Here is a 26,120-nt window from a genome sequence, read left to right on the forward strand (position 1 = left end):
CGGTGCCTGGATCACCGGGTTTCACCCGACCTACGCCCTGGGCGAATGAATTCGCCCCTACAACCTTGGCGGGGCCTTTATGCGTCCACCGCCACTTCCACCGCCTCGCCGTTGAGCCGTGCCGGCCACACCCGCAGGCGCTGTTCGGGGTATTCCACGCAGCTGCCGTCCTCCAGGCGGAAGTGCTGCTTGTACAGCGGCGAGGCGATCACCAGTTCGCCCTTGATGTGGCCGAGCAGGCCGCGGCCGATGACGTTGGCGCCGGATTTCGGGTCGCGGTTCTCGATGGCGTAGAGGCGCTCGCCGTCCTCCGCCCCGGGCAGCAGGAAGAGGGCGACCTGGGCGCCGTCGAGCCAGGCGACGACGCCGGAGTTGGCGACCAGGTCGCGGGCCGCGCAGAGCGTGCGCCAGGTGGGCTGGGGAGTGGTTCGCAGGGCGCGGGTCTGGCTCATTGGTGCACCTCCTCGGTGACGGGGATCAGGTGGAGTTCGCTGGCGGTCGCCGGCCGGCGCTGGCCGCGTTCGCGGACGAAGTGGATGTCGGGGTCGCTGCGCCGGTCGTTGACGAAGGTGCGGAAGCGCTTGAGCTTCTCCGGGTCCTTCAGGGCATTGGCCCATTCGCATTCGTAGCGGTCGACCACCTGCTGCATCTGCGCCTCCAGCTCGGCGCCCAGGCCCAGGCTGTCGTCGAGGATCACCGCCTTGAGGTAGTCCAGCCCGCCCTCCAGGCTCTCGCGCCACACCGAGGTGCGCTGCAGCTTGTCGGCGGTGCGCACGTAGAACATCAGGAAGCGGTCGATGGCGCGCACCAGGGCCTCGTCGTCGAGGTCGGTGGCCAGCAGCTCGGCATGGCGCGGGCGCATGCCGCCGTTGCCGCAGACGTAAAGGTTCCAGCCCTTGTCGGTGGCGATCACGCCGACGTCCTTGCTCTGCGCCTCGGCGCATTCGCGGGTGCAGCCGGAGACGGCGAACTTGATCTTGTGCGGCGAGCGCAGGCCCTTGTAGCGGTTCTCCAGGTGCAGGGCCATGGCCACGCTGTCCTGCACGCCGTAGCGGCACCAGGTGCTGCCGACGCAGGATTTGACCGTGCGCAGGGACTTGCCGTAGGCATGCCCGGTCTCGAAGCCGGCCTCGATCAGCTCGCCCCAGATAGCCGGCAGCTCGTGCAGCTGGGCGCCGAACAGGTCGATGCGCTGGCCGCCGGTGATCTTGGTGTAGAGGTCGTACTTCTTCGCCACCTGGCCGAGGACGATGAGCTTGTCCGGGGTGATCTCGCCGCCGGCGATGCGCGGCACGATGGAGTAGGTGCCGTTCTTCTGCATGTTGGCCATGAAGGTGTCGTTGGTGTCCTGCAGCGGCACCAGCAGCGGGTCGGTGATCGACTGGTTCCAGCAGGACGCCAGGATCGAGGCCACCGCCGGCTTGCAGGTGTCGCAGCCGGTGTGGCCACGGCCGTGGCGGGCCAGCAGTTCCTCGAAGCTCTGGATGCCCTCCACCCGCACCAGTGCGTAGAGCTCCTGGCGGGTGTGGGCGAAGTGTTCGCACAGGCTCTTGTCCACGGCCACGCCCCGGGCGCTCAGCTCGTGCTCGAACACCTGCTTGAGCAGGGCGCTGCAACCGCCGCAGCCGGTGGCCGCCTTGGTCTGCGCCTTGAGTTCGCCGAGGTCGGTGCAGCCTTCGTCCACCGCGCAGCACACCGCGCCCTTGCTGACGTTGTGGCACGAGCAGATGGTCGCGCTGGCGGGCAGGGCGTCGGCCCCCAGGGCCGGCGCGCCGTCGGAGAGAGACAGGATCAGGCCGGACGGGTCCCGGGGCGGCTCGATGCCGTTCTGCACGTACTGCAGCAGGGTGTCGTAGTAGCTGTTGTCACCCACCAGCACCGCCCCCAGCACCCGCTTGCCGTCGGCGGACACCACCAGGCGCCGGTAGCTGGCGCTGGCTTCGTCGATGAAGCGGTAGCTGCGCACACCGGGCGTGGCGGCGTGGGCATCGCCGATGGAGCCGACGTCCACGCCCAGCAGCTTGAGCTTGGTGGACATGTCGGCGCCGCTGAAGGGCTCGTGGGGCTGGCCGGCCAGCAGCGCGGCGAGGTTGCGCGCCATGGCGTAGCCGGGGGCGACCAGGCCGAAGACGCTGCCGTTCCAGGAGGCGCACTCGCCGATGGCGAAGATCGCCGGGTCGCTGGTGCGGCAGTCGTCGTCGATCGCCACGCCGCCGCGCGGGGCGATCTCCAGGCCGGCAGCGCGACCGAGGGCGTCCTGCGGGCGGATGCCGGCGGAGAAGACGATCAGGTCGGTCTCGAGGAATTCGCCGTCGTTGAACCGCATGCGGTAGGCGTATTCCTCGCCGGGGACGATCTCCTGAGTGGCGCGGGCCAGGTGCACGCCCACGCCCAGGGCCTCGATGCGGGCACGCAGGGCGGCGCCGCCGTCGGCATCCAGTTGCACCGGCATCAGCCGTGGGGCGAATTCCACCACCTGGGCTTCCAGGCCCAGTGACTTCAGCGCGTTGGCCGCCTCCAGGCCGAGCAGGCCGCCGCCTACCACCACGCCACGGCGGGCGCTGGCGGCGGCCTCGCGGATGCCGTCGAGATCGTCGAGGGTGCGGTAGACCAGGCGCGAGCGGCCCTCGGCCCCGGGGATCGGCGGCACGAAGGGGTAGGAGCCGGTGGCCAGCACCAGGCGATCGTAGGGCTGGCGGCCTTCGGCGGTGATCACTTCGCGGCGTTGGCGGTCGATCTCCAGCACCTGCACGCCCAGGTGCAGGTGCACGCCGTGGCGGGCGTACAGGCCGGGTTCGCCGAGGCCCAGGGCCTCGGCGTCCTTGCCGGTGAAGTATTCGGAAAGGTGCACGCGGTCGTAGGCGCGCTGGCGCTCCTCGCCGTAGACATGCACCTGGTAGCGCCCCAGGGCGCCACGTTCGATCAACTGCTCCACGCAGTGGTGACCGACCATGCCGTTGCCGATGACGACCAGGATCTCGCTTTTGATCGGGGTGACGATGGCGTTCATGAGCCTTCCTCTGTCGAAGCCGCTGCCAGGGCCTGCGGAAAAAAATGCAAAAAAAAACGCCTGGAACCGTCGAGCGGCTCCAGGCGCCTTTGCCTGGTATTGGTGGGTGTCGGGGAGGGCCGTACGGGCTCCGTTGCCCTGGCCATCCGTCCCGCTGTGCTGGGTCATCGGCGACCGTGCGGGAGGCCCCGGTGGAGAAATCCAACGGAGCCGATCAGGGAAAAGCAGGTTGCATGCCAGGTGCGTGAAGGGGCGGTGGCGGGGCGGGCGCGGCCCTTGCGGGGCAAGGCATGCGGCGCGGATGTGGCGCTTGCCCGCGCGGTGGAATCAGGCGGCGGCCGTGGCGGTCGGCTGAACCATGATGGGGCGCTGGGGCGCGCCGTTCCCTGTTTTGGAGCGGCGCACCGGGGCGGTCAGTTGAGCAGGTCGGGGTCGAGCATGTCGCACTCGAAGCTCAGCCAGCCGCCTTCGACGCCGGCGTCGCCGCCGGTGATCGGGCCGTAGTAGGTGAGGCCGATGTCCAGGGTGATGCAGACGTGGGTCGGCTCGTCCGGGGCTGCCAGCTGGCCCTTGAAGTGCACCTTCATCACGCCCGGGGAGACGGTCTCCAGGCCGATGTCCACGCGGGCGTTGTCCACCGCCTCGGCTTCGCGGCCGAAGTGTTCGGCGCTGACGGTCAGGGTGGCGGTGTCTTGGTACATGCAAGGTCTCCAGTGATAGGCGCGCGCCCGGGGGCGAAAGGCCGCCAGGGTAATCCAGCGTCGGGGGCGCGACCATCGTCGGATGAAAAAAAGCGATCCGCGCGTCAGATGGGCCGAACCCCCGCCGCCGTCGCCTCTCGAACCCTGTACAGCCACAGAGGAGACGCGTCATGACCCAACAGGACGAAACCGACCCCACGAACCGGCTCCGGCGTGACTCGCCCGGCGACGCGCGCGGCCTGCCGGGCTACCCGAAAGAGCGCGACGGCGAACGCCCGCGGCGCCAGATGGGCGACGAGCCGGGCTTCGACCCCGACTCCCCCGACCTCGCCGACCCGCAGATCGACCCGCCCGGGCCGCCGCAGGCCCCTACCGACGGTGCCCACCCGGCCAGGCCACGCGCCCCCGGCAAGCAGTACCCGCCCTACGATTGACGCTCCGGGCCGGTGAGCGTGGTCGACGACCCTTTCGCTCGCGGCCCGCCCCACTGCGCCTGCGCACCGCCCTTGCGCTGTTCCGATGGGCTTCTAGTCTGTTGCTTTCCGGAGTTTCACCAGCACAAGGAGCGATATGTCATGCCGGATTACTACGATGAAGATGGAAACAAACACACCCTGTCGGACTGGCCCGGTACCTCGTACAAGGCCCAGGTGATCAATAACGCCTACAGAACGGGCAATTTCTTCGTGGAGTCGGTGCGGGGCCAGCAGCTCGTGTTCTTTCGCTGCGCCTGGTGCGGCTACCCCGTCTCGTCCTCGGGGGTCGAGGGCGATCACGTGGTCAATCAGCAAATGGGGCGGGCGCCGAAACGCAAGAGCCAGGGCAAGCACGACATCGACTACAAGGAAATCCGGGGCTTGTTCGAGGATGCCGAGGGCTGGGAAAACGATGACGGCAGCGCCTGGAACCTGGTGTTGTCCTGCTCCGAGTGCAATGGCGGCTCCCGCAACCGCAAGCGCAGGGCGACCCGCAGCACCTATCGCGGCGATCGTGATAACCAGGGGCCCCAGGGCGGCAGCGGTATCGGCGTCGCCTAGAGAGGCAACGCGCATTGGTCACCGAACGTAGCCCCGTAGCCCGGGCTTCAGCCCGGGAGAGGCGGCGGGTGAGCGCTTCGCGAGCAGAGCTCGCTCCTGCGTCAGAGCCCGCGGCGGGCGCCGTGCCCTGCCTTACATGCCCAGCGGCGCATTGGTCGCCACGCGCAAGGCCAGGCCTTCGTAGCCGTCCAGCTCCAGGCGCAGTTCGCCCTGTTCGGTGAGGTCGCCCTCCAGGCGCTCGTTGATCATGTCCACCACCGGGCCCGGCGGGACGTTGGGCAGCACGATGACCTCGGTGAGCGGCTCGGCACCGAAGTTCAGCGCGGTGACCTGGATGCCGCGCCCGGCGGGTAGCTCGTGGACCATCATCAGGAGCGCGGGGTGCTGCGTCTCGGGAATCAGGATCTGCCGGCTGGAGGCCACGCCGTAGGCGCGCCTCACGGCGAGCATGCGCCGCGCCTGGGCGGCGAAGGAGTCCGGGTCCTTGAGCTGTTCCACCAGGCTGCCGTACAGGCTGCGCGCCCTGGGCATGCCTTCGCTGGAAAGCGTCGCCTCGGGCGCCAGGTCCGCCAGGTCGTAGGCGCCGCGGTGGATCCAGCGCGTGTCGCCGTCGGCCAGCAGCGGCTCCACCTGTTCGGGCGCCAGCGGCAGGGCGCCCACCAGGTCCCAGCCGGAGAGGGCGACGATGCCCGGCTGCATGGCGTTGAACATCAGCAGCAACAGGTGCACCTGGCGGATGCGTGCGATGTCCGCCTCGGTGATGGCGTCGAGATCACGGATGCCGAGGGCGGCGGTGATGATGCTCACCGTGGTGCAGGACACGCCGTTGGTGACGAACTTGAGGTTGTAGGGCGCGTCCTTGCCGGCCAGGCGCTCGTACATCTCGGCGCGGATGTGCTCGCGGAGGATGTTGCCCGGCAGGCTCTGGCCCTTGAAGACATAGGTGTCGTTGGCGTGCAGGGTCCAGAAATGCACCAGCTCCAGGGTCAGCTCGTCGTGGTTCTGCAGGGCGTTGATCAGCGAGGCCGGGTCGATGCCGAAGGCGTGCATCTGGTTGAGCATCAGGCGCAGGAACTCGGTGTCGCCGGTGAGCAGGGCGTGCTGGTAGGCCGGACGGGTGATGAAGTCGTAGGAGAGGTCGGCGCCGCCCTGGGACATGGCGGCGATGTCGTCCAGGGTCAGGTTCAGCTCCTGGAAGCTGAAGCCGCCGGCCTTGCGGATCATGCCGCCGAGCAGCTGGTTGCCGGTGACCGACAGCGGGTGGCTCTCCGACCAGGCGTTGCCCTGGGCGCGCCGCTCGACGCCGAGGAAGCCGTTGGCGTCCAGGCGCAGCACGCGGGCGCCGAGCACGTCGATGGAGTGCAGCGCGTCGCCGATGATCAGTTGCTGCGCGGCGAAGGTCGGGTCCAGCCAGTTCAGGGACGGCTGGCCTTCCTTGAAGTAATGCAGGTAGACCCAGCGCCGCAGCTTGCCGTCCACGCCACGCACGGGCGCCGTGGCGCTCCAGTCGGTCTCCTTGACCCCGGGCTCGAAGAAGATCACCCGCTGCAACTGGCCCACCAGGTAGTGGCGGTCCCGCAGGGTGTCCACCGTTTCCGGCGGCAGGTTCACCGCGTCGCGGCCCTCGGGCACCTCCGGCAGCAGCGGCCAGTCGGCCTCCTGGATCTCCACCATGTGGTAGATGCCGGGGTAGTCCCCGTAGGCCATCTCCGCCAGGCGGAAGTCGGCGCCCTTGCCGGTGTGGGCGGGGATGCTGTCGTCGATGGTCACCGCGTTGTGCGCGGCGGCCACGCGGCTGAGGTGGACCTGCTGCTCGTCGGTGCCGAAACGCGGGTCGATGTCCAGGCCGATGCGGTCGAAATTGCCGTCCACGGTCGGTGTGTAGTCACGCCCGCGCAACCCGCCGGAGCGCTTCAGCGGCCCGGTGTGGATGCCCTGGATGCCGAGGTCGGAGAAGGCCGCCCAGAGGCGCTCGTCGCCCAGCGCCTCGAGCACCGAGCCGCCCTCGGCGGTGATGATCGAGGCGGGATACACGGTGACCCACACCGAGGCCACGGCGGTGACGCTGCGCGGGCGGGTCTGCGCATAGGGGTGTTGCCACAGGCGCGGCTGGCCGGCGTAGAGGCGCGCCCGCTGGCGTGCGGCTTCGAGCATGGAGTGTTCGACCAGCCAGGTGACCTGGTCGCTGTCGGGGATGGGCATCGTTCGCTCCCTGGGTGGTGGGCCACCGGGAACGGGCCGGCAGCGCTTCCCTTGTTGAGAGCGATGGAGCGCGGGCTTTGTTCAGGTGATCTCAGACCACGCCCTGGCGGCGCAGCAGCTCCAGCACCTGCACCAGGCTCGGCAGCACGTCCAGGCACAGGGCGCGGGTCGCCTCGGGCGGCTGGCGCAGGTCCGGCACCATCAGCGTCGGCACGCCGGCGGCGTGGGCGGCGGCGACGCCGGGGATGGAGTCCTCGATGGCCAGGCAGGCGCCGGGGTGGCGCTCGATATGCCGGGCGGCGAGCAGGTACAGGGCCGGGTCGGGCTTGCCCAGGGGCACATCGTCACGGGTGGCGACGGCGTCGAAGTAATGGGCGATGCCCCCCAGCTCCAGGTGCTCCTCGGCGGTCTCGCGGCCCGAGGAGGTGGCGATCGCCATGGGCCGGCCGCTGGCGCGCATGGCCTCCAGCAGCGGCACCACGCCTTCCTTGAGCGGCAGGCCGTTCTCCATGATCCGCGCCTTGTGGGCGAAGTAGGCGGCGCCGAAATCCTTGAGCGGGAAGTCCTCGCCGTAGTGGTCGAACAAGCGCTGGCGATAGGCCGGCCAGTCGATGCCCACCAACGCCTCGCACAGCTCGGCGGCGCCCACCAGGCCGAGGGTCTCGATGGCCGCCACGGTGCTCGCCAGGTTGATGCTCTCGGTGTCGACCAGGGTGCCGTCCAGGTCGAGCAGGAAACCTTCGATGCGTGACGCGTCCATTGCTTCTCCCCCGTTGACTGCTGCAGGACGGGCGACAGAATCGCATTCGCGGGCGGGCTGCGCCAAGGGGGAAGGGCAGGGGCGGCGCTGATCTTGACCCCGGACCGATGCCCGGCGCCGGCCTGCTTTTCGCGAATGAATTCGCTCCCACGATCGGGGGCTGGGGCCGGGCTTGGGTGCCAGGCCCGGCCTCGCTTGGTGGACCGGTGGAGCGTGGTCCACCCTACGGACGGTGCGGCTTCCGGGCGCGTGCATATCCGGCGTGGGTAGGGTGGATGACGCTCTTTTCATCCACCGATCGGAGCTGATCTTGAGCCCGAACCGATGCCCGGGTGCCGGCCTGTTTTTCGCGAATGAATTCGCTCCTGCGATTGGGGGCTGGGTGCCAGGCCCGGCCTCGCCTGGTGGACCGGTGGAGCGTGGTCCACCCCACGACGGTGGGGCTTCCGGGCGCGTGCGTAGCCGGCGCGGGTAGGGTGGATGACGCTTTTTTCATCCACCAGGCGGGGTCGATTGAAACCCCGGGCCGAAGCCCGGGCTACGGGCCATCCACCGGCACGGATCGGCCGTAGGTCGACGGTGGCTTTCTAGCCCTCCAGCGCGGCGAAGTAGCGGGCCGGCGGCATGCCCAGGGCCTTCTTGAACATGGTGATGAACGCACTCACCGATTCATAGCCAAGATCGCCCGAGACCTGCTGCACCGTGGCGCCGCCGGCCAGCAGGCGCAGGGCCACCAGCAGGTGCAGCTGCTGGCGCCAGCGGCCGAAGCTGAGGCCGGTTTCCTTCTGCACCAGGCGCGCCAGGCTGCGTTCGCTCATGGCCACGCGCGCGGCCCATTGCGCCAGGGTGCTGCGGTCGGCCGGGTCGTCGGCCAGGGCGGTGGCGATGAGGCGGATGCGCGGGTCGTCGGAGACCGGCAGCAGGTGCCGCTCGCGGGGCATGCGTGCCAGTTCGGCGAGGAGGAAGCGCACCAGGTGGTCGGTGGCGCTGCCGGGCTCGTAGTCCCAGGGCAGCTCGGCCAGGTGGCGGATGCCCTCGCGCAGCAGCGCCGTGATGCTCAGGGTGCAGCACTCGTCCGGCAGATCCGCGCAGCCGGGTTCGATGAAGAGGAACCAGATGTGCGCGTTGGCGGTGGCACGGTTGCTGTGGGGCGTGCCGCCAGGCAGCCAGATGGCGCATTGCGGCGGCACCATCAGCAGGGCGTTGGGCACCTCGCAGGTGACGCCGCCGCGCAGCGCGATGATCAGCTGGCCCTTGCGGTGGCTGTGCATGGGTACTTCGCTGCGGCTGTCGGAGATGTCGACTTTCATCGCCACGGCAGGGCGGTGGGAGAGGTCCGGGTCGATGCTGAGGGCGCGTTCCAGGGACATGGTGAATCTGGCCGGATTTGCAAATCGATCGGCAATATATCCAGATTCAGCCGATGCGTGTAGGCCGTAACGTAGCGGCCCACTCCTCTTCGGCCCGTTTCCATGTCCACCCGCACCCTGACCGCCTCGGTCGCCCGACCCGCCTTGCTGATCGTCGGCATCCTGCTCATCGCCGCCAACCTGCGCGCGCCCGTCACCGGCGTGGCGCCGCTGCTGGGGCTGATCCAGCCGGCGTTCGGCCTGTCCAACGCCGAGGCCGGCATCCTCACCACGCTGCCGCTGCTGGCCTTCGCCCTGATTTCGTCGTTCTCCGCCATGCTGGCGCGGGAATACGGCCTGGAACCCACGCTGTTCGGCGCACTGATCCTGATCGCCGGCGGCATCGTCATGCGCTCGCTGGGGCCGGTCTGGTGCCTGTACCTCGGCACCTGGGTGATCGGCTCGGGCATCGCCGTCGGCAACGTGCTGCTGCCGAGCCTGCTCAAGCGCGATTTCCCCCGCAGCATCGCCAGCCTCACCGGCGCCTATGCGGTGACCATGGGCGTCGCCGCGGCCCTGGCCTCCATGGTCGCGGTGCCCCTGGCCCAGGCGGCCGAGAGCGGCTGGCGCCTGGCGCTGGGCGCGGTGATCGTCCTGCCGCTGCTGGCGATGGTGGCCTGGAGCCCGCAGCTGGGCCAGCACAGCGCGCCGGCCCAGGGCACGCCGGGGCCGCTGCATGGCGGGCGCGTCTGGCATTCGGCGCTGGCCTGGCAGATCACCCTGTTCATGGGCATCAACTCCTTCCTCTACTACGTGCTGGTGGGCTGGCTGCCGTCGATCATGGCCAGTGCCGGCTACTCACCGGCCGAGGCGGGCACCGCCCATGGCCTGCTGCAGCTGGCTTCGGCGCTGCCGGGGCTGGTGCTGGCGCCGCTGGTCAACCGCATGAAGGACCAGCGCTTCATCGCCCTGGCCATGGCGCTGCTGGCGGGTGTCGGGCTGCTCGGCCTGATGCTGGCGCCGGGCTGGTCGATCCTCTGGGCCATGCTCTTCGGCGCCGGGGCGGGGGCGGTGATCATCCTCGGCCTGACCTTCATCAGCCTGCGCGCCGGCAACCCCCAGCAGGCCGCCGCGCTCTCCGGCATGGTGCAGTGCGTGGGCTACCTGCTGGCCGCCTTCGGCCCGCCGCTGATGGGCCGCCTGCACGACGCCGCCGGCGGCTGGGGCCTGGCGCTGGCCCTGTGCCTGGCGCTGTCCCTGGCCATGGCGGTGGCCGGCTGGCTGGCGGGCAGGGCGCGGCAGATCGGCTAGTTCCACGCCCTCCCTCCGCTAGGCGTCGGCGAGGATCAGGTCGGCGCCTTTCTCCGCCACCATCATCACCGCGGCATTGGTGTTGCCCGAGGTGACGTTGGGGAAGATCGAGGCATCGACGATGCGCAGCCCTTCGACGCCGTGCACCCGCAGCCGCGCGTCCACCACCGAGGTGCGCGGGTCGGCGCCCATCGCACAGGACCCGCACAGGTGGTAGATGGAGCCGGAGTTCTCGCGGAAGTACCGCAGCATGGCCTCGTCGTCGTCCACCGCAGGGCCGGGCAGCACTTCCTCCACCGTGATCGCCTTGAGCGCCGGGGCGGCCATGATCCTGCGGATCAGCCGGCTGCCCTGGATGGCTTCGTCGATGTCCTTTTGCGTGCTCAGGTAGTTGGGGCGGATCAGCGCCGCGTCGGTGGGGTCCTTCGAGGCGATCTCGATGCTGCCCCGGCTGGTGGGGCGGCACGGGTTGAAGCACAGCAGGAAGCCTGAATAGGGCTCGGGCTTGAGGCTGGCCTTGTTGTTCCTGGGTATCTGGTACGACAGCGGGTTGAAATAGAGCTGCAGGTTCGGGTGCGGCTGGTGCGCGTCGCCACGGAAGAATCCACCGGCCTGGTTGACGCTCATCGACAGCGCGCCCTTGCGCGTCAGCAGGTACTGGATGCCCAGCTTCACCTGGCCCAGCAGCGAGCTCAGCTCGTCGTTGAGGGTGGGCACCCTGGCCTTGTAGTAGTAGCTGACGCAGAGGTGGTCCTGCAGGTTGCGGCCCACGGCCGGCAGGTCGTGCACCAGGGGGATGCCGTGGCGGGCCAGCAGCTCGCGGTCGGCGACGCCGGAGAGCTGCAGCAGCTTGGGCGTGTCCACCGCGCCGGCCGCCAGGATCACCTCCTTGCCTGCGCTGAAGCTGCGCTCCACGCCGTGCTGGCTGACCACCACGCCGGTGGCCCGGCCCCGGGCGTCGAACAGCAGGCGCTGGGCCAGGGCGTGGTGCTCGATGGCCAGGTTCGGCCGGCCCAGCACCGGGTGCAGGTAGGCGAAGCTGCTGGAGCAGCGCTGGCCGTTGCGGGTGTTGACGTCGTAGAGCCCGGCGCCCTCGAAGTCGGCCCCGTTGAAGTCTTCGCTGCGCCCGTAGCCCAGTTGCTGGCAGCCTTCGATGAAGGTGTCGCAGATGGGGTGCGTGTGGCCCTTCATGGGGCTGATGTGGATGGGGCCGTCGGCGCCGTGGTAGGCGGTGTCGCCCAGGGGGTGGCTTTCCAGCTTGCGGAAGTAGGGCAGCACGTCCTTGAACGACCAGCCGTCGTTGCCGCCCGCCGCCCAGTCGTCGAAGTCGTGGGGCTGGCCGCGCACGTAGATCATCGCGTTGATCGAGCCGGAACCGCCCTGCACCTTGCCGCGCGGGGCGTAGATGCGGCGGCCGGCGAGCTGCTTCTCGGGCTCGCTGTAGTACATCCAGTTGTAGGTGGGGTTGTAGTACATCTTGGCGAAGCCCACCGGCACCTTGAACCAGGGGGAACTGTCCTTGCCGCCGGCTTCCAGCAGCAGCACCGAGTGCTCGCCGGAGGCGCTGAGGCGGTTGGCGAGGATGCAGCCGGCGGAGCCGGCGCCGACGATGATGTAGTCGTACTTCATGGATCGATTACCGCGTTGTCCGTTGGGTGCCCCGATGGGGGGCGTGAATGCGTGATCAGCCCCTGGCCGGCGCGGTGTCGCGCACGTCAACCGGGTCCGGGGCCATCTGCAGGTGCAGGCGCTGCCCGCGATAGGGCGAGTGGGCGCGCACCACGTCCATGTCCAGCTCGACGCCCAGCCCCGGCTCGCGGGACGGGATGATGTAGCCGTCCTCCAGCTGCAGCGGCCGCTTCAGCACCTGGGCGTGGAAGCCGCCCCAGGTCTCGATGCTTTCCTGGATCAGGAAGTTCGGCGTGCAGGCGGCCAGCTGGAAGCTGGCGGCGGCGCCGATGGGGCCGTTGTAGAGATGCGGGGCGATCTGCGCGTAGTAGGCCTCGGCCAGGCTGGCGATCTTCTTCGCCTCCAGCAGGCCGCCGCAGCGGCCGAGGTTCATCTGCAGGATGGAGGCGCCACCGGCGGCCAGCAGCTTGTGGAACTCGTACTTGGTGGTCAGCCGCTCGCCGGCGGCGATGGGGATGGAGGTCTTCGCCGCCACCTGGCCCATGGCGGCTTCCTGGCCCGGCGGGATGGGTTCCTCGAACCACAGCGGGTCGTACTTCTCCAGGCGCTGGGCGAGGCGGATGGCCGAGGAGGGCACCATCTGCCCATGGGTGCCGAACAGCAGGTCGCAGCGGTTGCCCACCGCTTCGCGGATCTTCCGGCAGAAGGTCTCGCAGCGGTCCATCACCTCCAGCGACAGCTGGTGCCCGGAGAACGCCGTGTAGGGCCCGGCGGGGTCGAACTTCAGGGCGGTGAAGCCCAGCTCCATATTCTTCACCGCGCATTCGGCGGCGAGGTCCGGGTCGTCGTAGTCGTACTCGCCCCTGGCGTTCACCGGGTAGAGGTAGGTGTAGGCGCGCAGGCGCTCGTTCACCAGGCCGCCGAGGAGCTCGTACACCGGCTTGCCGGCGGCCTTGCCGATGATGTCCCAGCAGGCCATTTCCAGGCCCGAGACGACGCCCATCATGGTCAGGTCCGGGCGCTGGGTGAAGCCGCTGGAGTAGGCGCGGCGGAAGAATCGCTCGATGTGGTGCGGGTCCTGCTCCAGCAGGTAGCGGGCGAACACATCCTCGATCACCGGCACCATGGCCTGGGGGCCGAAGGTGGCGGCGTAGACCTCGCCGACGCCCTCGATGCCGCAGTCGGTCTTGAGCTTCACGAACAGCCAGTACATGCCGCCGATGTGGGGCGGGGGAACGGCGACGACGTGGGTTTCCAGGGAGACGATCTTCATGGGCGGTTGCCTGCCTTGCGGTCGATGCGTTTTTTCAGGGTGAATGCGGCCAGCACGCCGAGGGCGCCGATGGCGGCGATGTAGCCGAAATAGATCCGGTAGCCGGGGAAGCCGGGGAAGGCGTCGGCGATCCAGCCGTTGATCAGCGGGATGAACACGTCCGGGGAGTAGCCCACCACCGAGATGATGCCGATGGCCAGGCCGGTGATGCGCAGGGGAATGTGGCAGCTGTCGAGGATGGCCCAGTAGAGGCCGCGGATGGCGTAGGTGAGCAGGCCGATGAACAGCACCAGCACCACCAGCACGGCGAGGTTGTGCAGGGCGGGCAGGAGGATCAGGCCGAGCATGCCCAGGGTGGCCAGGGCCAGGGCTGCGATCAGCACCGAGATGGTGGAGAAGCGGTCGCCCAGGTAGCCGCCACCGATGCCGCCGATGGGGCGCATCCACAGCTTGATGGTGGTGATGGTGCCGGCCATCACGGCGCTGAGGCCGAAGCCGCCTTCCTGCAGGTAGGCGGAGAAGCTGTAGGTGGCCCAGAAGATGTGGTAGCCGCAGAAGACGATGGCGGCCACCAGCCACAGCTCGGGAATGCGTGCCAGGGTGCGCAGGTCCTGCAGCAGGTTGTTGGCCTGGCGCTCCGCCGGGTCGCGGCCGGCACCTTTCGGGTCCTTCACCCCCAGCATCAGCACGCCGAGCAGGATGCAGGTGCAGGCGTAGAGGTAGATGACGTGGGTGAAGCCGACCTGGGTCGATTGCCCCCGGGTCTCGGTGGCGTAGGCGAACAGGGCGATGGCCACCGTGGCCAGCAGCGCTTCCACCAGGCCACGGCCGCCGTCGAGGATGCCGAAGAAGCGGCCCTGCTCGTCGGTGCGGGCGATCATCTTCACCCGCTTGAGCACCGAGGCCCAGAAGGTCAGCCCGGTGCTGATGCCCCAGCCGGCATAGATCACCAGCAGGCTGTCGAAGCCGGGGGCGGTGGCGTACCAGAGCGCCAGCAGGCCGGTGGCCACCAGGGAGAAGCTGATCAGCAGGCGCGGCGGCAGGCGGTCGGCGAGCCAGCCGCTGGGCAGGTAGCTGACCAGGAACAGGGTGCCGAGCATGGAGTAGAGGTAGCCCAGTTCGGTGTTGCTGATGGCGAACACCTCCAGCATGGTGCTCTGGTACACCTGGCGCAGGTAGAGGACGGGGTAGATGGCGCCGGCGGCGAGCACCAGCAGGATCAGCTGGATATAGCGTTGGGCCTTGCCGTTCTCCCCGGTTCCGGGGGCGGCGTCGATCTGGGCAGCGGTTCTGGACATCGAGGCATCCTCGGGCACGCGCCGGGCGCGCACCTCAATCATTGTTCTTGTTGGTATGCCCCGCACGGCTGCGCCGTGCAGGGGGGCAGCCGTGGATCAGTACTTCATGACCACCAGGCGGGTCTGGGTGAACTCGAGCATGCCGTGCTTGCCGTCGTCACCGCCGAGGCCGGAACGCTTCCAGCCGGCGTGGTAGCCCTGGTAGGGGTCGGCCGGGGTGCGGTTGATGTAGAGCTCGCCGGCCTCGATGGCGTTGGCCACCTTCATGGCGCTGCGGTAGTCCTCGGTGTAGAGCACCGAGGCCAGGCCGAACTGGTGGTCGTTGGCCAGGGCGATGGCTTCGTCCAGGTCCTGGTAGGCGAGCACCGGGAGGATGGGGCCGAAGCTTTCCTCGCGGACGATCTCCATGGCCTGGCGGCAGCCGCTGAGCAGGGTGGCGGGGTAGAAGTGGCCGGGCCCTTGCGGCAGCACGCCGCCGGTCTCCAGCACCGCGCCCTCGGCCTGGGCGCGCTGCACCAGGGCGTGGATATGCTCGCGGGCGGCGGCATTGACCAGCGGGCCCATGCACGTCGGGTCCTCGGCGCGGTCGCCGCTGCGCACGGCGGCCATCTTCTCCTTCAGCAGGGCGAGGAAGCGGTCGTGCACGCCGGCCTGCACGTAGACCCGTTCGATGGCCGTGCACAGCTGGCCGCAGTGGGTGGTCTTGGAACGCACCAGGTCGGTGGCGGCCTTCTCCAGGTCGGCGTCGGCGGCGATGATCGCCGGCGTCTTGCCGCCCAGCTCCAGGGAGGGCTTGGCGATGTTGGCCTTGCAGTACTCCAGCACCGTGCGCCCGGCGTTGACGCTGCCGGTGAGGGTGATCATGCCCACCGCCGGGTGGGTGCACAGGGCGCCGGCGGTGGCATGGTCCATGGTCAGCAGGTTGAACACCCCGTCCGGCAGCCCGGCACGCTGGGCGGCACGGGCGATGGCGAAGGCCGACAGCGGCGTGTTGTTGCTCGGGCGCACCACCACCGTGTTGCCGGCGATCAGCGCCGGCGCCACTTTGCGCAACAGGGTGTAGACCGGGTAGTTGAAGGGGATCAGGCAGGCCACCACGCCGATGGGCTCGCGCTGCAGCAGCAGGGTCTCGTCCGGGGTGTCGCTGGGGATCACCTCGCCCTCGATGCGCCGCGCCCATTCGGCGTGGTAGCGGGTGATCTCGGCGGCGTAGCGCGCCTCGTTGCTGGCGTCCTCCAGGCTCTTGCCGGATTCGGCCGCCAGTGCCGCGCCTATGGCCTCGGCATCGGCCACCAGGGCATCGGCGAAGCGTCGCAGGTGCTCGGCGCGCTCGATGCTGGTGAGGCGCCCCCAGCGCTTCTGCGCGGCGGCGGCCACGTCCACCGCGTGCAGCGCTTCGGCGGCGGTGGCTGAAGGTACCTGGCCGATCAGCGCCTCGGTGGCGGGGTTGTGCACGGCGATGGTCGCATCGCTCCTGGGTTCGACGAACTGGCCGCCGACGAATATCTGCTCGTGTCGCATGGTTCTCTACCTTGTTGCGCGGATGGTGCCCGGCACGGGGCCGGGCGCCGCTCTCTCAGAAAATTTCCAGGGGGTACTGGGTGATGATCCGGACCTGGTCCACGTCGCCATCGGCCTGGGCGGCGTTGGCACGGTGGATGGTCTGCTGCACGGCGATGGAGAGGTCCTTGGCCGGGCCGTTCTGCACCACGTACTTGACCTCGACGTCCCGTTCCCAGTGGCGGCCGCCGTCGCCCAGGCGCGCGTAGTAGGCATAGGCGCCGTTGGGGTCGACCCTGGAGTTGTCGATGCCGGTGCCGCGCAGGTAGCGGGTCATCAGGCTCAGGCCCGGCACGCCGAAGGGAGCCAGGTCGAGGTCGTAGCGCACCTGCCAGGAGCGCTCGTTGGGCGAGTTGAAGTCCGAATAGAGCACCGAGTTGGCCAGGTAGATGGAGTCGCCATCGCCCAGGTAGTCGAACGGCTGGTCACCGTCGATGCGCTGGTGGGCGAGCATGAAGCTGTGGGCGCCGATGCTCAGACGCGCGTAGGCGCTCCAGCTGTCGGTATCGATCTCGCCGGCACGGGCGCTGCCCTGGTCGCGGGTGCGGTAGAGGTTGGCGCCCAGGGCCAGGGCGCTGTGGTCATCGAGGGTGAAGCTGTGGGCCAGGCTCAGGTAGGTCTGGCTCCACACGTCCTCGTAGCGCGCCTGGTAGAGGCTCAGCAGGGTGCCGTCGGGGGCGTCGTAGTCGCCGCCGAAGTAGCTGGCGGATTCATAGGCGGTGCCACCGTACTCGGTGCTCATCTCGCCGTCGTGGTTGCTGCTGGCCTTGTTGCGTGCCGCGTGCAGGTGGCCGCCCTGCAGGCTCAGGCCGTCGATGCTCCGGTTCTCCAGCGAGACGCCGCGGAAGCTCTGCGGCAGCAGGCGGCCGTCGCCGCGCTGGAACACCGGGGTGACGGGGAACAGGTCGCCCAGCTTCAGCTCGGTGTCGAAGGCGCGCAGCTTGAGCGCGGCGCCGGCGGCGGCGTAGTCGTCCTCGGCATGGTTGCGGCTGTCCAGCGGCAGCAGGTTGGTGCCGGCGGTGCCGCCACCGCTGTCGAGCTTCAGCCCCAGCAGGGCGTGGGCATCGAGGCCGACGCCGACCGTGCCGGCGGTGTAGCCGGAGCTGTAGAAGCCCTGGAAGCCCTGGGCCCATTCCTCGCGATAGCTCTGCCGGCGGCCGTTGAACAGGCCGTCCCCCCGGGAGCGGAAATCGCGGTTGAAGTAGAAGTTGCGGTTGATCAGCTTCAGCGAGCTGCCTTCGATGAAGCCCTCGGGAGCCTTCTCCTCGGCCGTGGCGAGCAGCGGCAGGCCGCAGAGCAGGAGGGTGAGGGTAGGAAGCCTGGGCAGTAAGCGGGCAGGGTGGGGCACGTTGACGTCCTCGATTGTTGTTGTGTGTGAGGTCGCGCCATGTTGGTTGCCGCCCGGTTGTCGGACAAACGATTAAATTCGGGGCTGATCATTCGAAAAACGCATGTTAGTGGTCATGAGGTTTAGTCATGGCCCCTTGAGTTTTCCTGGCTACCGGCCGCCGCCCGGGCGGTGCTAGAAATCGCCGCAGCTGGTTCGACCGGCACCGCTCCTCCAACAACAACAACGAGCACCGCACCCATGTATGCCCCTCCATCCCTGGAGTCGCTTCTGCATCGGGTCGTCACTGCCCCGCGTTGGCGCTGGTGGATGACGCCCGGCCCCGTCTCCCCGACGACGTGCCCCCAGCCGCTCCGGCGCAAGCCGGCCACAGCGTTGGGTCACGGCAGCTACCCGACTTTTTTGCAAGCTCTGAGGATGACCCCATGAAACAGCTCGACCTCTACATCGGCGAGGGCTTCGAAGGCCCCGGCGTCAACGCCGCCCACATCAACCTGCTGATCGGCCCGCGCAACGGGCCGGCCGGCCAGGCCTTCGCCAACAGCCTGGCGTCCCCCAGCCAGGGCCACTGCCCCTTCATGGTCATCGCCCAGCCCAACGTGCCGGTCAAACCCATGACCCTGTACGTGAACAAGGCCGAGATCAGCGGCGACCTGCACGCCAACGCCACCTGGGGCGCCTCCCAGGCGGGCATCGCCAAGGCCATCACCGAGGCCCTGCTGGACGGCACCCTGCCGCCGGAGGCCGAGGACGAATGGGCCATCGTCACCGCCAACTGGGTGAACCCCGCCTGTGACGACCTGGATGCGGTGTACCGCAACAACTACACCGCCTGCCGCACGGCGCTGAAGGCGGCGCTGGCCGGGTTGCCCTCCCGGGCCCAGTTGGCCGACGTGGTGGGCGCCATCGCCAACCCCTTCTACACCCCGAAAGCCTGAGGAGGCCGCCATGCAGTACGTCCGTCTCGGCCAGTCCGGCCTGCAGGTGTCCAAGCTCTGCCTCGGCACCATGAACATGGGCACGCCGCAGTGGAAGCCGTGGATCTTCGACGAGCGCCAGAGCGAGCCGATCGTCCGCCATGCCCTGGACAAGGGCGTGAACTTCATCGACCTGGCGGACTTCTATTCCGCCGGTGTCGGCGAGGAGGTGGTGGGGCGCATCCTCAAGCGCCTGGTGCGTCGCGAGGACATCGTGGTCACCACCAAGGTGGGCTACGGCACTCGCGAGGGGATCAACGCCAGCGGCCATTCGCGCAAGCACATCATGGACAGCATCGACGCCTCCCTGGCGCGCCTGGGCATGGATCACGTCGACCTCTACATGCTGCATTTCTTCGACGTGAACACCCCCGTGGAAGAGACGATGGAAGCCCTGCACGACATCGTCAAAGCCGGCAAGGCGCGCTACATCGGCGTGTCCACCATGCTCACCGGCCAACTGGCGAAGATCCTCATGGCCTGCGAGCGCCATGGCTGGGTCAGGCCCATCAACATGCAGCTGCAGCTCAACTGCGCCTACCGCGAGGAAGAGCGGGAGATGATCCCGTTCTGCCGCGACCAGGGCCTGGGCGTCTCGGTGTTCAGCCCGCTGGCGCGGGGCCTGCTGACCGGCGATGTGCAGTCCACCCGCAACCAGACCGACTTCTTCACCCAGCAGATGTACGCCGATGAAGCCTCCTTCGAGATCGCCCGTTCGGTGCAGCGCGTGGCGCGGCGGCGTGGCGTGTCCAACGCGCAGGTGGCCCAGGCCTGGGTGCTCGGCCACCCGGGGGTGGACTGCATGCTGGTGGGGGCGGACTCCACCGAGCAGTTCGACAGCGCCCTGGCGGCCCTGGACACCCGCCTGGAGGCGGACGAGTTGCACGAGCTGGAGCGCAACTACACGCCCTGCGACCTGATCAACGACTACACCGCCGGCAAGCGCATCCTGCGCGTTGCACGCCCGGCCACCAAAACCTTCACCCTCAAGGAGGCCATTGCATGAGCCGGCTGCTGCGCAAGGGACACTACATCGACGGTCGCTGGCTGGAAGACGGCCCGCGCTACCCGGTACGCAACCCGGCGGACGGCACGCTGATCGCCGAGGTGGCGAAAGCCGGGGTGGCGGAAACCGACCAGGCCATCGCCGCCGCCCAACGGGCGCTGCCGGCCTGGCGCGGGCTCACCGCCAAGGAGCGCAGCCGGCCGCTGCGGCGCTGGGCCGAGCTGATGCTGGCCCACCAGCGCGAGCTGGCGGAGCTGCTCAGCTGCGAGCAGGGCAAGCCCCTGGCCGAGGCGATGGGTGAGGTGGTCTATGCGGCGAGCTTCCTTGAGTGGTTCGCCGAGGAGGCCAGGCGCGTCTATGGCGATGTCATCCCCAGCCACAAGGCGGATGCCCGCATCGTCGTCACCAAGGAGCCCATCGGCGTGGTCGCTGCCATCACGCCCTGGAACTTCCCCCTGGCGATGGTCACCCGCAAGGTCGGCCCGGCGCTGGCGGCCGGCTGCACGCTGATCCTCAAGCCGTCCGAAGAGACGCCGCTCTCGGCCTTTGCGCTGGCAGTACTGGCGGAAGAGGCGGGGATTCCCGCCGGGGTGTTCAACATAGTCTCCGGCGACGCCCCGGCCATCGGCGGCGCCCTGCAGGCCTCCAGCGCGGTGCGCAAGCTGTCGTTCACCGGCTCCACGGCCACCGGCAAGCTGCTGATGCGCCAGGCGGCCGACACCCTGAAGAAGGTCTCCCTGGAGCTGGGTGGCAACGCGCCTTTCATCGTCTTCGACGACGCCGACCTGGACGCGGCGGTACGCGGGGCCATGGCCTCCAAGTTCCGCAACACCGGGCAGACCTGCGTCTGCGTCAACCGCTTCTACATCCAGGAAGGGGTCTACGAGGCCTTCACCGCCAAGCTGGCCGATGCCGTGCGCGCCCTGCGCGTGGGGGCCGCGCTGGAGGGCGAGAGCGACCAGGGTCCGCTGATCAACACGGCCGCCCTGGCCAAGGTCGAGCAGCACCTGGGCGATGCGCTGGAGAAGGGCGCCCGGTTGCTGTGCGGCGGTCGTCGCCATGCCCTGGGCGGCACCTTCTTCGAACCGACCGTGCTGGCCGAGGCGACCCCGCAGATGCTCATCGCCCGCGAGGAAACCTTCGGCCCGGTGGCGGCCTGCTTCCGCTTCAAGGACGAGGCCGAGGTGCTGGCCCAGGCCAACGACACCCCATACGGCCTTTCCGCCTACTTCTACAGCCGCGACATCGGCCGGGTCTGGCGCGTGGCCGAAGGGCTGGAAGCGGGGATGGTCGGCATCAACGAGGGGATCATCTCCACCGAGGTGGCGCCCTTCGGCGGCATCAAGGAATCCGGCCTGGGCCGCGAAGGCTCGAAGTACGGCATCGAGGACTACCTGGAGATCAAGTACCTCCTGATGGGAGGGCTCGCGGTCGTTTGAACCGGGGGCTTTCACGGCCCGCTCGATCGTCAATCCGGGGCTCCACATGGAGCCCTGTTCCCAACGCTACGGCGAACAAAAACAAAAGGGAGCTCACCATGTCACCCACCATCAAGCTGGACGACGCGCCCCTCGGGCGCTTCCACCTCCGTATCGCCGGCCTCACCTTCGGCGCGCACTTCACCGACGGCTACATCCTCGGCCTGATCGGTATCGCCTTCACCCTGATCAGCCCGCAGATGCAGCTCGATCCGTTCTGGCAGGGCCTGATCGGCGCCTCGGCGCTGATCGGCCTGTTCCTCGGCAGCCTGTTCTTCGGCTGGATCTCCGACTACGTCGGCCGGCAGAAGATCTTCGTCGTCAGCTTCGCGCTGATCACCCTGGCCTCGGTGCTGCAGTTCCATGCCGAGACGGCGCTGCAGCTGTTCCTCCTGCGGGTGCTGATCGGCATCGGCCTGGGTGGCGACTACAGCGTCGGGCATACCCTGCTGGCGGAGTTCGCGCCGAGGAAGCATCGCGGCGTGCTGCTGGGGTCTTTCAGCGTGATCTGGACCTTCGGCTATGTCGCCGCCACCTTCATCGGCACCGCCATGCTGAGCCTGGGGGATGACGCCTGGCGCTGGATGCTGGCGTCCTCGGCGATTCCGGCGGCCATCATCCTCATCGCCCGCATCGGCACCCCGGAATCGCCGCGCTGGCTGGTGAACCGGGGCCGGGTGGAAGAGGCGCGGGCCATCGTGCGCAAGCACATCGGGGCCAACGTGGTGCTGGACGACGAGCGTCCGCAGCGCAACCGCGGCGGCTACGCGGTGCTGTTCAGCCGCGAGTACCGCACCCGCACGGCCTTCAACTGCCTGTTCTTCATCTGCATCGTGATGCCGTACTTCGCCATCTACACCTTCCTGCCCACCATCCTGGCGAAGATGGGGCTGGCCGAGGGCATGGGCACCGAGATGATGCTCAACGCGCTGCTGGTGCTGGGTGCCGTGGCGGGCATCGGCTGCACGCTGAAGTTCTCCCGGCGCGGCTTCCTCATCGGCTCCTTCTGGCTCCTGGCCGTGACGCTGCTCCTGCTGGCGATCCTGCCCGGCAGCATGGCCTGGGCGCTGGTGGCGCTGTTCGGGCTGTTCACCCTGGTGTTGTCGGCGGTGAGCAACCTGGTGGGGGTGTTCCCGGCGGAAAGCTTCCCCACCGAGGTGCGCGCCAGTGGGGTCGGCCTGGCCACGGCGGCCAGCCGCCTGGGCTCGGCCATCAGCACCTTCCTGTTGCCGGTGAGCGTGGCCGGCATCGGCCTCAACGCCACCATGGCGCTGCTGGCCGGGGTGCTGGTGTTCGGGGCCCTGGTGTCCATGGCCTGGGCGCCGGAGACCAAGGCGCTGTCCCTGGCGGAGGCCGGCGCGCCGGACGAGGAGGGCGGCACGCTCGGGCGCGTGGCAAAGACTGCCTAGCGGCCTTGAGTCAGCCTGGGGCGTGGGTGGCGCTCTGTGCCTCGATCCACTCGCAGAACACGCTCACCTTGGACAGCCCCTGGCTGCTCGCGGGCACGTCCAGCCAGTAACCGTAGGGGCCTTCCACCTCCACCGGGCTGATGGGCAGCAACTGCCCGGTGGCCAGTTCGTACTCGATCATGCGCCGGTCGATGACCGCCAGCCCGCCGCCAGCCAGCGCGGCGTGGATCACCTGGTCGAGGGTGCTGAATTCCAGGCCCTGGCTGGGGTCGATGTCGCTGCGGCCGGTGGCCTCCAGCCAGTTCTCCCACACCTGCAGGTGCCGGCCCTCGTGGAGGATGTGCAGCAGCGGGTGGGCCGCCAGCACCGGCGGCCGGCCTGCTTCGAACAGCTCCGGCGCGGCGACGGCCAGGTGCCGTTCCAACAGCAGCAGGCGGCTGTGCCAGCCCTGGGCCGGTGCCTTGCCGAAGCGGATGCGGCAGTCGATTTCGCTGGGGCTTTCCGGCCCGGCGTCGTTGCGCACGTTCAGGGCGATGTCCGGGTAGCGCTTGTGAAAGCCCTTGAGCCGGGGCGACAGCCAGCGCGTGGCGTAGGTGGGCGGGGCGAGGATGCGCAGGCGCTGGCGCAGGTTGGGCACCCGCACCTCGCGCAGGGCCTGCTGCATGCGGTCGAAGGCATCGGTGAGGCCGGGCACCAGGGCGCTGCCGGCCGGGGTCATTCCCAGCCCCTGGGGCGTGCGCACGAACAGCGCCACGCCGAGGTAGTCCTCCAGCTGCCTGATCTGCCGGCTCACCGCGCCCTGGGTCACGTTCAGCGCCAGGGCCGCGCGGCTGAAGCTGCTGTGGCGGGCCACTTCCTCGAACACCCGCAGGGCGTTGAGCGACGGCAGTTCACGCATTCTCTTCACCTGCGGCGGTGGAGGGCGCCAGGTTGCGAGTGGACAGCCACACCTCCTGCTGCAACCAGGCCTGGAAGGTGCGCAGAGCGGCCGACTCGGCCTGCTCCGGGCGGGTCACCAGCCAGTACGACTGGTGGCCTTCGACGTGCACGTTGAGCACCTGGGTGAGCTGGCCCGCCGCGAGCTCGCGGGTGACCATGTGCCAGTCGGCGATGGTGATGCCGAGGCCGTCCAGGGCGGCGCGTATGGCCAGGTCCAGCAGGTCGAATTCATAGCCGCCGCGAGTGTCCACGCCGCGGATTCCGGCGGCGTCCAGCCAGTGCTGCCAGGTCTGGTAGCGGCGGTCCTCGCTGGCCAGCACGTGCAGCAGCGTCATGCGCTCCAGGTCCGGCGCCTCGCCGTTGCCCTGCACGCTGGCCAGCAGCCCCGGCGAGCACACGGCGATATGGCGCTCCTGCATCAACAGGGTGGCGTCCAGCTGCTCCCACTCGCCGTTGCCGAAGCGGATGGCGCAATCCAGGGTGCCGGTCTCGGCCAGGCTGTCCTGCAATCGGGTGGTGATGCTCAGCTCCAGCTCCGGGTGCTGCTCGCGCAAGCGACCCAGGCGCGGCAGCAGCCAGCGGCTGGTGAAGGTCGGCGGGGCGTTGACGCGCAGGCGGTTGAGGTGGCTCTTCTGCTGGATGGCACGCACCGCCAGCTCGATGCGGTCGAAGGACTGGTTCAGCGCGTCCAGCAGCTTGCGCCCCGCGCGGGTGAGTTCCAGGTGGTGGTGGCGACGTATCAGCAGCGCTTCGCCGATCTGCTCTTCCAGCTGGCGCACCTGGCGGCTGACCGCACTCTGGGTGACGTTGAGCTGCTCGGCGGCGCGGGTGAAGCTGCCGGTGCTGCCGGCGATCTCGAAGGCCTTGAGGGCGTTGAGGGCAGGGATCTTGCGTTTCATTCTTGTACTTGTCGTGACGACCGCATCGGTGGCGGCCGGGGTGGCGCCATCCTGCCGCCGGCCCCTCGGCAACGTCAACCGGGCCGGGCGCCTGCGGGAACATCACCGGGTTTTCCCACTGCCGGACGGCGACCCGGTGCGGCGCCGGGCTTCGCGCGCTAGGATGACGCTCCCCGAGAGACGGACCTTTCCCATGCGCTTCAAGACATTCACCGGCACCTGCCTGGCACTCCTCATCAGCGGCCAGGTGCCGGCGGCCCAGACGGTCGACCCCAACAGCGTGCGCCTCAACGACCGCGTGCACGAGCAACTGCCGGCGCCACTGCTGGCGCGCATCCGTGCGGTGACCCAGGTGTTCGAGCCCATCGACGGCATCAGCTACGAGCGGGCGGTCGACCTCTACAAGCGCGACGCCGACCCCGAGGCCAACCTGGTGATCTTCGAGGAGATGGCGCGGGTCTACCGCGAGTTCTGCGCCAGCCGCTGCAGCCGACCCGAGGAGCGCATGGACGTCTACCGCCTGGTGTTGCTGCGCTCGATGTACAGCTCCGCGGAGACCCTGCGCCAGGCGCAGCTCGACGTGCTGTCGAAGACGGAGGCGCAGGCCATAGTCGACGCCTATCGGCTGAAGGCCATCCCCATCACCGTGGAAAAGCGCTGACGGCCACCCCTCACTCCACCGGCTCGTAGGGCAGCCCCACGTAGTTCTCGGCGATGCTGGTGCGGCCGGCCTCGGAGCCGACGAAGTAGTCCAGTTCGGCCTGCTGCATGCGCCGGCTGAAGGCGTCGGTGTCGGGGAAGCGGTGCAGCATCGAGGTCATCCACCAGGAGAAGCGCTCGGCCTTCCAGACGCGTTTCAGGCAGATTTCCGAATAGCGCGCGGCGAGGGCGTGGCGGCCTTCGCGGTACACGGCCAGGAGGATGCGATGGAGGGTGCTGACGTCACTGGCGGCGAGGTTCAGGCCCTTGGCACCGGTGGGCGGGACGATGTGTGCGGCGTCGCCCACCAGGAACAGCCGGCCGTGCTGCATGGGCTCCACCACGAAGCTGCGCAGGGGCGCGATGCTCTTTTCCAGGGAGGGGCCGGTCACCAGGCTCGTGGCGGTGTCGGCCGGCAGGCGGCGCTTGAGTTCTTCCCAGAAGCGCGCGTCGGACCAGTCCTCCACCCGCTCTTCAATGCCCACCTGCACGTAGTACCGGGTGCGGGTCGGCGAGCGCATGCTGCACAGGGCGAAGCCGCGTTCGTGGGCGGCGTAGATCAGCTCCTCGGCCACTGGCGGGGTGTCGGCCAGCACGCCGAGCCAGCCGAAGGGGTAGACCCGTTCGAATTCCCTGAGCACGCCGGCGGGGATGGATCTGCGCGCCACGCCGTGGAAGCCGTCGCAGCCGGCGATGTAGTCGCAGTCCAGGCGGTGCACCTCGCCGCCGTGGGTGAAGGTGACGTAGGGGTTGTCGCCCTGTAGGCCGTGCAGGGCGACGTCGGTGGCGCTGTAGAAGGTCGGCCCGCCGCAGGCCTGGCGGGCCTCCATCAGGTCACGGGTGACTTCGGTCTGGCCGTAGATCATCACCGTGCGGCCGGTGAGCCCCTTGAGATCGATGCGTTCGCGGCGGTCGTCGAAGGCCAGTTCGAAGCCGTCGTGGACCAGCCCTTCACGGTCCATGCGCGCACCGACCCCGGCTTCGCGCAGCAGCTCGACCATGCCCTGTTCCAGCACGCCGGCACGGATGCGGCCCAGCACGTGGTCGGCGGACTGGCGTTCGAGGATGACGGTGTCGATACCGGCCTTGTGCAGCAGCTGGCCGAGCAGGAGGCCGGAGGGGCCGGCGCCGATGATGGCGATGCGAGTCTTCATTGTTGTTGTCCTCATGGGGGCCTCGGTCGGCACGTCGCCTGGCCCATTGTTGTTGTGATCCTCTGTATTTTTGGTGGATGG

At 69.0% G+C, this 26,120-nt stretch carries 22 protein-coding genes; 8 read left to right on the forward strand and 14 right to left on the reverse strand.

All coding sequences use genetic code 11. From position 1 onward, the window contains the following. Positions 1–77: 77 nt before the first annotated feature. From nirD to ACYJSS_RS00370, 3 genes are all read right to left on the reverse strand, one after another. Positions 78–452 (reverse strand): nitrite reductase small subunit NirD, encoded by a 375-nt coding sequence (gene nirD, locus ACYJSS_RS00360; protein WP_111263179.1) that lies wholly within the window; start codon positions 450–452, stop codon positions 78–80. Then, complete coding sequence (gene nirB, locus ACYJSS_RS00365; RefSeq protein ID WP_236206573.1) at positions 449–3,010, reverse strand: nitrite reductase large subunit NirB; 2,562 nt, start codon at positions 3,008–3,010, stop codon at positions 449–451. The genes nirD and nirB overlap by 4 nt, the downstream gene beginning before the upstream one ends. A 413-nt stretch (positions 3,011–3,423) precedes the next feature. After that, on the reverse strand, positions 3,424–3,711 hold the full coding sequence (locus ACYJSS_RS00370; RefSeq protein WP_236206572.1) for a hypothetical protein: 288 nt from the start codon (positions 3,709–3,711) through the stop codon (positions 3,424–3,426). A 287-nt stretch (positions 3,712–3,998) separates the two neighbouring features. Between ACYJSS_RS00370 and ACYJSS_RS00375 the strand changes: the two genes are divergently transcribed. Together ACYJSS_RS00375 and ACYJSS_RS00380 are read left to right on the forward strand one after the other, a co-directional pair. Further along, entirely contained in the window at positions 3,999–4,145 is a 147-nt protein-coding gene (locus ACYJSS_RS00375) for a DUF6021 family protein (protein ID WP_373874544.1), read from the forward strand. Positions 4,146–4,286: 141 nt separating this feature from the next. Beyond that, a complete protein-coding gene (locus tag ACYJSS_RS00380; RefSeq protein WP_236206570.1) occupies positions 4,287–4,748 on the forward strand; it encodes an HNH endonuclease in 462 nt (153 codons plus the stop codon). 132 nt (positions 4,749–4,880) lie between these two features. Here ACYJSS_RS00380 and treS read toward each other — a convergent pair whose 3' ends face one another. The 3 genes from treS to ACYJSS_RS00395 all read right to left on the reverse strand — a co-directional run bounded on the left by treS (position 4,881) and on the right by ACYJSS_RS00395 (position 9,080). After that, complete coding sequence (gene treS, locus ACYJSS_RS00385) at positions 4,881–6,950, reverse strand: maltose alpha-D-glucosyltransferase (RefSeq protein WP_459479096.1); 2,070 nt, start codon at positions 6,948–6,950, stop codon at positions 4,881–4,883. A 91-nt stretch (positions 6,951–7,041) separates the two neighbouring features. Next, entirely contained in the window at positions 7,042–7,710 is a 669-nt protein-coding gene (locus ACYJSS_RS00390; protein WP_236206568.1) for an HAD family hydrolase, read from the reverse strand. A 587-nt stretch (positions 7,711–8,297) separates the two neighbouring features. Further along, a complete protein-coding gene (locus ACYJSS_RS00395; protein ID WP_111263172.1) occupies positions 8,298–9,080 on the reverse strand; it encodes an AraC family transcriptional regulator in 783 nt (260 codons plus the stop codon). A 102-nt stretch (positions 9,081–9,182) separates the two neighbouring features. On the opposite strand from ACYJSS_RS00395, the gene ACYJSS_RS00400 reads away from it, so the two are divergent. Further along, complete coding sequence (locus tag ACYJSS_RS00400) at positions 9,183–10,370, forward strand: MFS transporter (protein ID WP_236205137.1); 1,188 nt, start codon at positions 9,183–9,185, stop codon at positions 10,368–10,370. 18 nt (positions 10,371–10,388) lie between these two features. On the opposite strand, the gene ACYJSS_RS00405 is transcribed toward ACYJSS_RS00400, so the two are convergent. The 5 genes from ACYJSS_RS00405 to ACYJSS_RS00425 form a co-directional block, all read right to left on the reverse strand. Further along, positions 10,389–11,999 (reverse strand): GMC family oxidoreductase, encoded by a 1,611-nt coding sequence (locus ACYJSS_RS00405; RefSeq protein WP_111263170.1) that lies wholly within the window; start codon positions 11,997–11,999, stop codon positions 10,389–10,391. A 55-nt stretch (positions 12,000–12,054) separates the two neighbouring features. Beyond that, complete coding sequence (locus ACYJSS_RS00410) at positions 12,055–13,272, reverse strand: mandelate racemase/muconate lactonizing enzyme family protein (RefSeq protein WP_236205138.1); 1,218 nt, start codon at positions 13,270–13,272, stop codon at positions 12,055–12,057. Then, positions 13,269–14,570, reverse strand: a complete 1,302-nt coding sequence (locus ACYJSS_RS00415; RefSeq protein WP_236205139.1) for an MFS transporter — start codon at positions 14,568–14,570, stop codon at positions 13,269–13,271. The genes ACYJSS_RS00410 and ACYJSS_RS00415 overlap by 4 nt, the downstream gene beginning before the upstream one ends. Before the next feature lie 96 nt (positions 14,571–14,666). Next, a complete protein-coding gene (gene aldA, locus ACYJSS_RS00420) occupies positions 14,667–16,091 on the reverse strand; it encodes an aldehyde dehydrogenase (RefSeq protein WP_236205140.1) in 1,425 nt (474 codons plus the stop codon). A 55-nt stretch (positions 16,092–16,146) separates the two neighbouring features. Beyond that, the gene (locus ACYJSS_RS00425; protein ID WP_373875110.1) at positions 16,147–17,457 is read right to left on the reverse strand and encodes an OprD family porin; all 1,311 of its coding nucleotides are present in this window, start codon (positions 17,455–17,457) and stop codon (positions 16,147–16,149) included. 446 nt (positions 17,458–17,903) lie between these two features. Between ACYJSS_RS00425 and fae the strand changes: the two genes are divergently transcribed. The 4 genes from fae to ACYJSS_RS00445 all read left to right on the forward strand — a co-directional run bounded on the left by fae (position 17,904) and on the right by ACYJSS_RS00445 (position 22,348). Then, positions 17,904–18,416 (forward strand): formaldehyde-activating enzyme, encoded by a 513-nt coding sequence (gene fae / locus ACYJSS_RS00430; protein ID WP_236205142.1) that lies wholly within the window; start codon positions 17,904–17,906, stop codon positions 18,414–18,416. A 10-nt stretch (positions 18,417–18,426) separates the two neighbouring features. Further along, the gene (locus ACYJSS_RS00435) at positions 18,427–19,461 is read left to right on the forward strand and encodes an aldo/keto reductase (protein WP_236205143.1); all 1,035 of its coding nucleotides are present in this window, start codon (positions 18,427–18,429) and stop codon (positions 19,459–19,461) included. After that, positions 19,458–20,900 carry an NAD-dependent succinate-semialdehyde dehydrogenase gene (locus tag ACYJSS_RS00440; RefSeq protein WP_236205144.1) on the forward strand — a complete coding sequence of 481 codons (1,443 nt, stop codon included), beginning with the start codon at positions 19,458–19,460 and terminating at the stop codon, positions 20,898–20,900. Before ACYJSS_RS00435 ends, ACYJSS_RS00440 begins: the two co-directional genes overlap by 4 nt. 98 nt (positions 20,901–20,998) lie before the next feature. Further along, positions 20,999–22,348, forward strand: a complete 1,350-nt coding sequence (locus ACYJSS_RS00445; protein ID WP_236205145.1) for an MFS transporter — start codon at positions 20,999–21,001, stop codon at positions 22,346–22,348. Positions 22,349–22,358: 10 nt separating this feature from the next. Here ACYJSS_RS00445 and ACYJSS_RS00450 read toward each other — a convergent pair whose 3' ends face one another. Both ACYJSS_RS00450 and ACYJSS_RS00455 read right to left on the reverse strand, forming a co-directional pair. Then, positions 22,359–23,246: a LysR substrate-binding domain-containing protein gene (locus ACYJSS_RS00450; protein ID WP_236205146.1), complete on the reverse strand. Its 888-nt coding sequence runs from the start codon at positions 23,244–23,246 to the stop codon at positions 22,359–22,361. Then, the gene (locus tag ACYJSS_RS00455) at positions 23,239–24,186 is read right to left on the reverse strand and encodes a LysR substrate-binding domain-containing protein (RefSeq protein WP_111264114.1); all 948 of its coding nucleotides are present in this window, start codon (positions 24,184–24,186) and stop codon (positions 23,239–23,241) included. Before ACYJSS_RS00455 ends, ACYJSS_RS00450 begins: the two co-directional genes overlap by 8 nt. Before the next feature lie 193 nt (positions 24,187–24,379). Between ACYJSS_RS00455 and ACYJSS_RS00460 the strand changes: the two genes are divergently transcribed. Beyond that, positions 24,380–24,847, forward strand: coding sequence for a hypothetical protein (locus ACYJSS_RS00460; RefSeq protein WP_236205147.1), 468 nt, complete (start codon positions 24,380–24,382; stop codon positions 24,845–24,847). 10 nt (positions 24,848–24,857) lie between these two features. On the opposite strand, the gene pobA is transcribed toward ACYJSS_RS00460, so the two are convergent. Further along, entirely contained in the window at positions 24,858–26,039 is a 1,182-nt protein-coding gene (gene pobA / locus ACYJSS_RS00465) for a 4-hydroxybenzoate 3-monooxygenase (RefSeq protein ID WP_236205148.1), read from the reverse strand. Positions 26,040–26,120 lie beyond the last annotated feature (81 nt).

The organism is Pseudomonas sp. No.21, from assembly GCF_054558415.1.